The following is a 10,377-nucleotide window of genomic DNA, read 5'->3' on the forward strand; positions in this document are numbered from 1 at the left end:
AAGTCAGAATATTAATAAGCAATCAGGAGCGTCACGTGAAAGGACAAATCTTAAGAGAGATGCATGTACTTAAGGCTATTGAGCCTGAGTTTGAGATCCAACGCAGAATTGCTTTTATTAAGGCAAAATTATCAGATGCTCACAGCAAAACTTTAGTCTTGGGGATCAGTGGTGGTGTTGATTCATCACTTGCTGGACGTTTATGCCAACTGGCAGTGAATAGCCTTAATCAAGAAAAAACCAGTGACGAGTATCAGTTTATTGCAGTGCGCTTACCTTACCATGTCCAGCAAGATGAAGCTGAAGCTCAGCTAGCCTGTCAGTTTATTCAGCCTTCAAAACAGGTGACCGTGAATGTTCATGATGGTGTTGTTGGCATCCATAATGCCACTATAGTGGGTCTCACCGCCGCGGGTTTAGCATCAACAGACGCTGCTAAGACTGACTTTCTCAAGGGTAATGTTAAAGCCCGAATGCGCATGATAGTCCAATATGATATCGCAGGTGCTATGGGCGGCCTTGTTGTGGGCACTGATCATAGTGCGGAAAATATTACTGGTTTCTATACCAAATGGGGCGATGGGGCTTGCGATTTAGCGCCGTTATTTGGCTTAAATAAACGTCAAGTACGTCAATTAGCAGCCCATTTAGGCGCGCCAGAGATATTGGTCAAAAAGGCCCCTACGGCGGACTTAGAAGACAATAAGCCTCAACTTGAAGATGAGGTCGCTTTAGGGCTGACCTATGATCAAATTGATGACTTCTTAGAAGGTAAAGATGTTGCTAAGTCTGTGGAAGATAAATTGGTGAGTATCTATAAACGTACCCAACATAAACGTGAGCCTATTCCGACGATTTACGATTAATCTCTTACACTTTGCTTAAGGTGATGTGTTGTCGGGTGAGTTCTATTAACGCATTAGCATATTGTCGATAATCTAAATATGGCGTCAGTAACACCGTGTGCTGGTGCTGTATTTTTTGCTTTTCATCTAGTGATGTATACTGCCGAGGATCGGATATTCCCATACGTTGCTGGGCTTCTTTACCACATAAAATATGCCAAAATTCAGGAAGAAATACTACCTCGTCGTGATGTTCAATATTGGGGTTAACAATACGTAATTGGCAATGCAAGCGTGATGGAGTGTTGATGTGTTTTCCGGTTTGTGGATCATGATGTTCATTAAATAATTGGTCACGGATCTGTTTCCAATTAATCCCTTTATTAGCATTAATATCGTGCTCTAAACAGCAAATCTTCGCCATTATGGTGACAATTTTCCGCCAGTGATTACCATTTAATGTGACCAGTTGTGTGATTGCATCGGGATGCGTGGCTTGCCAGTGCGCGGGTAGCTCTGGAGGCGTAGGTAAATAAAAAATGATATCGGGATTCATCGGTCCCCATATATGGCTATATAAACCTGATGACATACTATTTCCAGTATTGTTATGAATAGTAAGTGCCTGACAGTTCAGCAGTAAATGTTACGCTATATTTTTGTTTGTATTCGGTATCTATTTTTTAAGGTAATTATGCGTGCAATTGTGATTGGATCGACAAAACATTTTTTATTTGCCGCATTTTATGGTGCTTTAGGTATTGGGTTAGCGTTAATTATTACTGCTGTTTGGATGCTTAATGCGCGGCCTAATTTATCATTATGGCACACGACACATCTAACCTCTGAATACCATCAACAGTCTGGTTTAACTGATTTTAGCCAATATTTACAATTAGAAGATAAACTTTTTGCCGAAGTAGAACAGCAAGTTTACCGTCAATATCAACCTGAAATAGCATCCCCAATTAATCGTTATGAGCGTAATAGCCTGTCTGATCCTGGGTTATGGCAACAAAATTGGAATCGTTCTTTCGAATGGAAAAACCCCCAAGCTGAGTTTGGCCTTTTATTACTACACGGCATGTCTGACTCACCTTATGTGATGTCGCATTTTGCGCAGCATTATCAACATCAGGCTTATGTTTTAGGGTTGCGCTTGCCAGGACACGGGACCATTCCGTCAGGATTAACCGACATTACTTGGCCTGATCTTGCTGGGGCGGTATCACTTGCTGTTGCCCGCTTGTCTGCCCAATTACCCGGTAAACCGATTTATGTGGTCGGGTTTTCGACAGGAGCTGCTTTAGCATTAAACCATGAACTTGAGAATATCAGTTTAGATAAGCCTACAAGCTTTGCCGGTATGGTCATGTTATCACCAGCCATTGGTCTTGCTCCCATTGCAGCAGGCGCTTATTGGCAAGCTAAACTGGGTAAATTACTCGGCCAAGATAAACTGTATTGGAACAGCATTCAAACGGAATATGATCCCTTTAAATATCGGTCTTTTGCTGTTAATGCTGGCGATGTTGTATATCAGTTAACTCAGCGTAACCAGACCTTATTAGCGTCATTATCGCCGCAACAGTTTGATGCTATTCCTGCAATATTAACGTTTCAGTCAGTTGTTGATGATACGGTCTCTTCACTTGCTGTGGTTGATTTGCTATATCAAAAATTGCCGCTAAACAAAGGCCATCAATTGGTGCTCTTTGATGTCAATAGGACGAAGAGTAACAACCAATTACTGTTTCAAGATCCACTGGCGACTTTTGCTCCATTTTGGCTACCAAAGCAATTACCTTACCGTTTAAGTTTGGTTGAAAATGATCCGCAACGGGATAATCATGTTCAAGTCAGGGAGCTAGCTGATAAATCGATAACCGATGATGTGTTAGCGTTAAGTTTAACTTGGCCTAATGATGTGTATTCTTTATCTCATGTGGCGTTAAGTTTTCCGATTGAAGATACCCTTTACGGGCCTCTACCAGGTATTGATTCGGATAAAATCCAAATTGGCAGAGCAATTTATCAAGGTGAACGGGGCATTTTCAGTGTGACGGCCGATGACATGTTGCGTCAGAAGTGGAATCCATTTTATCCTTATATGATGACTCGCATTGATGAGTTTACTCAAGGGCATCAATCTGAGTCACCATTAGACAGTAAACCAGTAAACCAGTAAACATTAGTCGCTAATGATGCTAATAATTGTTTTATTACGTCCCTGTTGTTTTGCTTGGTAGAGATTATCATCAGCGACTTTAATCCACTTATCGAGTTCAGCTTCATAATCAGCACTGGCCGTAATAGCACCAATACTGACCGTCACGTTGAATGACTGTTTATCTTCGGGTGAGGTGATTTCTAATTGCGACAGTGCTTCTCTAAAGCCATTGAGATGGTGTTCAATATGTAAGGTATTGGACAAAGGCAGAATAAGCAAAAATTCTTCTCCGCCGTAGCGGGCCACAATATCAATGTCGCGTTTAAAGTATTTCTGCAATAAATGCGACACGTTCCGCAAACACTCATCTCCAGCTAAATGGCCATAATTGTCATTTACTTTTTTGAAGAAATCTAAATCAAGCAATACAACAGTAATGGCCTGATCGCTTCGCAAACAAAAATCCACTAACTCACCAAATTTACGTTCAGCATAACGGCGATTATATAAGCCAGTTAACGGATCTCTATCAACCAGCTCAGTGAGTTTTTTGTTGGCCTTTTCTAATTCCGCGGTACGATTAGCCACTGTCTCTTCTAATTCGACTTGATGCGCGATGAGTTGTTGCTTACTGGCTGCTAATCGTTGATACAGGTTGAAAACTTCTCTGGGTGAACTATCGTCAATTGCCGAGGTTTTTTCTGGACTTGAATATGACTGACTGAATTGATTGGCGACAGCTTCTAATGGCACCGTTAACAACGCGCTGAGCTTTTTTGAAATATAGAAGGTACCCAATAATGCAATCAACAGCATGATAAAACTACTGAACATTTGTTCTTCAGCGAGTTTTAGTAGCGGCGAAAATTCTTTTAAAATATACACTGTCCAACCATTATCGAGCTCCCGGTGAGCATACATATATTCAGGCACAATTGAGGTAGTATTGTGAATATTGATTAACTCAAGATTGGCACGATACACTCCTTTATTTATTGCAAAATTAAATTGTGAAAGTGGTTTTAAACCGAGTTTTTTGGAAGCATAAATAATTTGATTTTGTTCATCAACCATCACTACAGATTCATCTTCGGTATATTCATTAACTTGATCAATATGTGAAAAATGAGTTAAATCAAGCGAACCTTCTACTATTCCTGCTACTTGTGTGCGTTGCTCATCGAGATAAAAGGGAGCGCTCATGGCAATAATCGCGTCATTACCAAAACCGCGGCCTAGAAAGGCAGATGATACGAATAGGCGTTGGTTATAGAATGACTCAATAAAATAATCTCTATCGTTAATGTTGATACTTTGTTCTGGTAATTGCTGTGTTAATAGTCTTGATACTGGGCTGGCTGCCACAATATTGGCTGCCGGATTGGCGATCAACATACTGATAAAACCGGGATAGTTTTGATGTGAACTTGATAAAATGCCTTGCCATTGCTCTGGTTTATCGGCAACTAAATCTAATTGACTTGCTGTATTTTGGATCACGGTTTGATGGTTTTTGATATAATTTTGTGCAGAGGTCGATAGGTGAGCGACCGCTTCCGTCATGTTTTGTTTTAACATGACTTGTTGACGTTCTAAAAAATAAAAATTAAAGATTAACGCTGAAAACAATAATGTTAACGACACCATTAAGGTGAAGAAATAAGTCAGTTGCGCGCTTAATTGTCTACGGTTGCGGTCTTTAACTTTGTCTTTTAAAAACCATAACTTTGGAATAGCTAAAATAAGTAATGATGCAATACTGGTATATATCAGTCCGTTGATGCCTTGCTTTGAAATAATAAAGCCTAAGTGAGATGGCGGTATATCCATCAATAGAACCACATATAAATACACCATTGGTGCACCTATAAATAACCAATAAGCGGCATCGGCATATAAGGCATAGATATCACGGCGTCTGGCATAGCCTAAAAATAATGCTTCAAGCCCAAAAAATAAGTAAACATGCGGGCTATCCCATATCAACATTAATCCTGTTGATGCCATCATTGCGGTCAAAAATGCATACCAAGGCCCTAATAAAACAGCAGCAATGACAGTCACCGTGTTACCTAATACAAATTGCACGTTAGCAAAAAATTGTATCGGGTAACAATTGATGAACAATCCTATTATTCCCAAGATAATCGAGAATAAAAGGTGTTGTTGATTAATGCGAGGCAATGTCAAAAAAATATCCTTATTATTTGTATTCTAAAAAGATTTATTCCTATCTAAGCATTTATCTCAGGAAATAGAACAGATTTCAACGCAAACGAAGTTTTTTTTACTCACAAATATTCCTTTTTATCTTTTGTGATGCAGATCTCAATCTTTTAATGGCGAAATCTTGTTCGACCTTGGTCTAATTAAATTGAAAAACAAGAAGTTCATTTCAATTAATTATTTCTCAATCATCTGATTTATATGCATTTTAATATTTTACGTTAACGTTTGTTAATCAAGTACGACTAAGGTCTTGATTGTGATGGCCCCCTGAATTGCTAAATTAACAATGGCTTTACAAAAAATAACTTAGGGGAGTCGCAATGAGTTTCGAAAATAACGATAAGGCAGCGGGTTACTGGCGTGAGAATTTACGTTTAGTACTTAGCTTGCTTGCAATTTGGGCTGCAGTGTCATTTGGCTGCGGTATTCTATTAGTAGATGTGTTAAACGAAATTACCTTTATGGGATTCAAACTGGGTTTCTGGTTTGCGCAGCAGGGTGCAATGTATGTATTCGTGGCGCTGATTTTTGTTTATGTGGCGAAAGCTAATACATTAGACAAAAAATACAATGTTCAGGAAGACTAAGGGGCACTAAGATGGATGTTCAAACACTAACATATTTAATTGTCGGCGCGACTTTTGCGCTGTACATCGGGATCGCCATTTGGACTCGTGCTGGTTCAACTAAAGAGTTTTATGTTGCAGGTGGTGGTGTTCACCCTGTTCTAAATGGTATGGCAACTGCGGCCGACTGGATGTCAGCAGCATCGTTTATTTCATTAGCCGGTATTGTATCTTTTACTGGTTATGATGGCTCAGTTTATCTAATGGGTTGGACCGGCGGTTATGTGCTATTAGCATTATGTATGGCGCCTTATTTACGTAAATTTGGTAAATTTACGGTTCCGGACTTTATTGGTGATCGCTACTACTCTCAGACGGCACGTACTGTCGCTGTTATTTGTGCCATCTTTATTTGTTTTACCTACATTGCAGGCCAAATGCGTGGTGTTGGCGTAGTGTTCTCTCGTTTCTTAGAAGTTGACGTAGAAACAGGGGTGTACATTGGTATGGCAGTCGTATTCTTTTATGCTGTATTAGGTGGCATGAAAGGGATTACTTACACACAGGTAGCACAATACTGCGTTCTTATTTTTGCCTTTATGGTTCCTGCTATCTTTATCTCAGTAATGATGACAGGTCACATATTACCGCAAATTGGTTTTGGCGCTGAGATGATTGATGCCGCAGGTAATGGTACGGGGGTGTATTTACTCGATAAGCTCGATGGATTATCGGCAGAACTCGGGTTCTCCCAATATACCGAAGGCTCCAAGTCGATGATAGATGTGTTCTTTATTACCGGTGCATTAATGTTTGGTACAGCAGGCTTACCGCATGTGATTGTTCGTTTCTTTACTGTTCCTAAAGTAAAAGACGCGCGTATTTCTGCGGGCTGGGCATTAGTCTTTATCGCTATTATGTACACCACTATTCCTGCATTGTCTGCTTTCTCTCGCGTTAATATGATTGAAACCATCAATGGACCAGAATCAACTGGCGTGCCTTATGAAACTGCGCCAACGTGGATTAAAAACTGGGAAAAAACGGGTTTAATTACATGGGACGATAAGAACAACGATGGCAAGATTTTTTACACCAATGGTGAAAAAAATGAGATGAACATTGACCGCGATATTATGGTTCTTGCCACGCCTGAAATTGCCAATCTTCCAGCATGGGTTATTGCATTAGTTGCCGCGGGTGGTTTAGCTGCAGCATTGTCTACATCTGCGGGTTTATTACTGGTAATTTCAACCTCTGTGTCGCACGATTTACTCAAGAAAAATCTAATGCCGGATATTTCGGATCAGAAAGAGTTAATGTATGCACGAATAGCTGCTGGTTTCGGGGTTGTTATGGCGGGTTACTTTGGTATTAATCCTCCAGGATTCGTAGCCGCGGTGGTGGCCATTGCATTTGGTCTCGCAGCAGCCTCGTTATTCCCTGCTATTATCATGGGGATTTTCTCTAGAACCATGAATAAAGAAGGTGCTATTTCAGGTATGGTGATCGGGCTATTATTTACTGCTAGTTATATCGCCTACTTTAAGTTTATTAATCCTGCATCGAATACATCTGAAAACTGGTTATTTGGTATTTCACCAGAAGGTATTGGTATGGTGGGAATGATGGTTAACTTTGGTGTCGCTTTTGCTGTCAGTAAAGTTACTGCTAAAATTCCTGACGAAATAGTCGCAATGGTTGAGTCTATTCGTTTCCCTAAAGGGTCAGGCGAAGCACACGATCATTAAACTGCTGTAATCAACACTGTTTAAAAAGAGCGCTTAGGCGCTCTTTTTGTTGGGCTTTAGTCCTATAGCAGATAAGCGAAACGCTTTGTTATAGTGATATTGTTCGCCCATGCACAATAGGGAAATGATTAATGGATGCCAGTGAGTTACAACCCGTAGAGCAGTTTTTAGCAGCACATTCGCCTTTCGACACGCTACCTAAAGATAGTATTCAATATTGTGCGAGAAAGATTAGCGTCGGTTATTACAGTAAAGCGTCTGCCTTTGTTGAGTTCGATAAAGACAATCCGAAATTGTACATTGTGCGCAGCGGTGCATTTGAAGTGCGCGATCCTGAAGGTGTATTGGTTGACCGTGTTGGCGAAGGAGAATGTTTTGGTTTTTCCACCTTATTATCGGGTGAAAAGGTCATTAATAAAGTGGCCATTTTAGAAGATGGTTTGGTTTATCATTTACCACAATCAGTATTTGCCCAATTACGTTCTGAACATCGCAGCTTTGATCAATTTTTTGCTCGTGCTTTTGCTAAACGCTTACGCAATGAAACTAAATTTACCGCTAAAGACTTGACCACGACTAGCCGTATTACTTCAATTATGTCATCTCAGCCCATTATCATCGACGCTCATGCCAGTGTTATGGATGCGGCTAAATTAATGCGTGAACACCGGGTCTCATCGGTGCTCGTTATCGATAATCAAAAATTAACCGGTATTTTGACCGATCGAGATTTACGTAATCGAATTATCGCAGAAGGCTTAGATGTCAATGCGCTGGTGAGTCAAGCCATGACCATCAATCCCGTGACAACTCATGCCAACGCGCTAGTATTCGAAGCAATGTTGGCGATGAGTGAACATAATATTCACCACTTACCTGTGGTTGATGGAAGCCGTGCGTTAGGGATGATCACGAGTACTGATATTTTGCGTTCGCAAAGCTCACAACCTCTACTGCTTATTGGCGAAATAGGCCGGCAAGCAAATATAGAGAAACTTATTCAAGTGAGTAAGCAAATCCCGCTACTATTACAAAATTTAATCAGTGCCGATGCTAGAGCTGAAGAGATAGGTAGAGTATTAACCTCGGTAACTGATGCATTAACGCGTCGGCTGATTGAATTGAATCAACAGATTTTAGGTCAGGCACCAATGGCGTTTTGTTGGCTGGCTTTTGGTTCCCAAGGCAGGCAAGATCAGGTTGCTTGTTCTGACCAAGATAATGGCTTATTGCTGGCACATGAACCCGATGAATTTGCTGGTGCTTATTTTGAAGCATTAACAAAAGCGGTATGTAAGGGCTTAGATGAATGTGGTTATATTTATTGCCCAGGTGACATTATGGCGCAAAATCCCAAATGGCGCTTGTCACTGGTGAAGTGGAAAGGGCTTTTCTCTAGATGGGTAAACACGCCGGAACCAAAAGCTTTAATGCATGCCAGTATATTTTTCGACATGCGCCCAGTGTTTGGGCCATTGAGTTTATTCAGTGAACTGCAAGATGATGTTTTAGCCGCTACACAAAATAACGATATTTTCCTTGCCGGAATGGCGGGGAACTCGTTAACTGAATCACCGCCATTGGGCTTTTTTAGGAAGTTTGTCCTTGAGCGTGATGGAAGTGAAGTGAAAGGTATGGATTTAAAGCATAAGGGCAGTGCATTAATTAATGACATTGCCAGAGTGTATGCGTTAAGTGCAGGTATCAAAGAGGTTAATACTGCTAAGCGGATCAGAGCGTTAATGGACGCTAATATTATTAATCGTAAAGATGCACTTAATTTGGCGGACGCCCATGAGTTCATTGCGCACATGCGTCTAGCTAATCAAGGTTACCAAGCAACCAATAATTTACCAGTGAACAATTATCTTAAACCACAACATCTTTCTTCATTAATGCGTCATCAGCTTCGTGATGCATTTAAAGTGGTGCACGATGCACAAGCAGGAATAAAGCTTAAGTTCATGAGGAGTTTCTAGTGGTCAATTTTTGGTGGGTAAAAACGGTGTTGTGGCGTAAAAAAATGACCACTTTACCGTCGCCATTAAATACATATTTAGAAGCAATCACGCCGGCATTAACAACCCTATTTCTAGATGCTCCATTGATGGCGATTGATCTTGAAATGACTGGCTTAGATCCAATCCATGATCAAGTCATCAGTATCGGTTTGGTACCAATTGTCAACGGTGTCATTCCGCTTGAAAAAGCACAACATATGATGATATCCATTAGTGGCAGTGTGGGTCATAGCGCGACGGTTCACGGTATTGTCGATAATCAATTGCATATGGCGTTAACGTTAGCCGAGGCAATTGATTGGTTTTTATCACAAACCAAGGGCTGTATTTTAGTGGCGCACCATGCACCATTAGACATACAGTTTATTCAGCAGCAGTTGATACGCTGTTTTGGTCAATCAATTCCGTTGGTATTTATCGATACGTTGGCCATAGAAAAAAAACGTTGTTTAATGCAACAATCGGTATTGAAAGAAGGCTCGTTACGCTTAAATGCAAGCCGTGAACGTTACCGTTTACCCGTTTATTCTGCTCACAATGCGCTTATTGATGCATTATCTTGTGCAGAGTTATTGTTGGCTCAAGTGGCAGCGATGGGAGATATTAAAAAGTTGTCGGTTAAAGACTTAATTAATGTATTTCGCTAGAAAAGAAAAGCCAGTCATCGAGACCAATGCCGATCGTTTAAGGGCACTTGACCGATCTTGCAGATGAAAGATAATCCCTACCAGTATTCTGGTGGGGATTTTTTATGTTTGAGCAAGAGCTTGAATTAGTTCATGAGTCTGTTGAAGA

At 40.6% G+C, this 10,377-nt stretch carries 8 protein-coding genes; 6 read left to right on the forward strand and 2 right to left on the reverse strand.

What is annotated here, in order from left to right:
• Positions 1 to 35 precede the first annotated feature (35 nt).
• Entirely contained in the window at positions 36 to 866 is an 831-nt protein-coding gene (gene nadE, locus H5125_RS19085; RefSeq protein ID WP_101088172.1) for an ammonia-dependent NAD(+) synthetase, read from the forward strand.
• Between the two features lie 4 nt (positions 867 to 870).
• On the opposite strand, the gene H5125_RS19090 is transcribed toward nadE, so the two are convergent.
• On the reverse strand, positions 871 to 1,437 hold the full coding sequence (locus H5125_RS19090) for a DUF6942 family protein (RefSeq protein ID WP_243756279.1): 567 nt from the start codon (positions 1,435 to 1,437) through the stop codon (positions 871 to 873).
• Positions 1,438 to 1,539: 102 nt separating this feature from the next.
• Here H5125_RS19090 and H5125_RS19095 point away from each other — a divergent pair, with 102 nt between their 5' ends.
• Positions 1,540 to 3,033 carry a carboxylesterase gene (locus tag H5125_RS19095; protein ID WP_182745037.1) on the forward strand — a complete coding sequence of 498 codons (1,494 nt, stop codon included), beginning with the start codon at positions 1,540 to 1,542 and terminating at the stop codon, positions 3,031 to 3,033.
• A gap of 3 nt (positions 3,034 to 3,036) precedes the next feature.
• Here the strand turns inward: H5125_RS19095 and H5125_RS19100 are convergent, their stop codons facing one another.
• Positions 3,037 to 5,205 (reverse strand): diguanylate cyclase, encoded by a 2,169-nt coding sequence (locus tag H5125_RS19100; RefSeq protein WP_259395494.1) that lies wholly within the window; start codon positions 5,203 to 5,205, stop codon positions 3,037 to 3,039.
• Between the two features lie 359 nt (positions 5,206 to 5,564).
• On the opposite strand from H5125_RS19100, the gene H5125_RS19105 reads away from it, so the two are divergent.
• From H5125_RS19105 to H5125_RS19120, 4 genes are all read left to right on the forward strand, one after another.
• Positions 5,565 to 5,831 carry a DUF4212 domain-containing protein gene (locus tag H5125_RS19105; protein ID WP_011637017.1) on the forward strand — a complete coding sequence of 89 codons (267 nt, stop codon included), beginning with the start codon at positions 5,565 to 5,567 and terminating at the stop codon, positions 5,829 to 5,831.
• Between the two features lie 11 nt (positions 5,832 to 5,842).
• Positions 5,843 to 7,561: a sodium:solute symporter family protein gene (locus tag H5125_RS19110; protein WP_101088178.1), complete on the forward strand. Its 1,719-nt coding sequence runs from the start codon at positions 5,843 to 5,845 to the stop codon at positions 7,559 to 7,561.
• Positions 7,562 to 7,692: 131 nt separating this feature from the next.
• Positions 7,693 to 9,540 (forward strand): DUF294 nucleotidyltransferase-like domain-containing protein, encoded by a 1,848-nt coding sequence (locus H5125_RS19115; RefSeq protein WP_182745038.1) that lies wholly within the window; start codon positions 7,693 to 7,695, stop codon positions 9,538 to 9,540.
• Positions 9,540 to 10,229: an exonuclease domain-containing protein gene (locus H5125_RS19120; protein WP_182745039.1), complete on the forward strand. Its 690-nt coding sequence runs from the start codon at positions 9,540 to 9,542 to the stop codon at positions 10,227 to 10,229. The genes H5125_RS19115 and H5125_RS19120 overlap by 1 nt, the downstream gene beginning before the upstream one ends.
• Positions 10,230 to 10,377: the final 148 nt, after the last annotated feature.

Source organism: Shewanella sp. SR44-4 (genome assembly GCF_014163715.1).
In the GTDB taxonomy this organism is placed as follows: domain Bacteria; phylum Pseudomonadota; class Gammaproteobacteria; order Enterobacterales; family Shewanellaceae; genus Shewanella.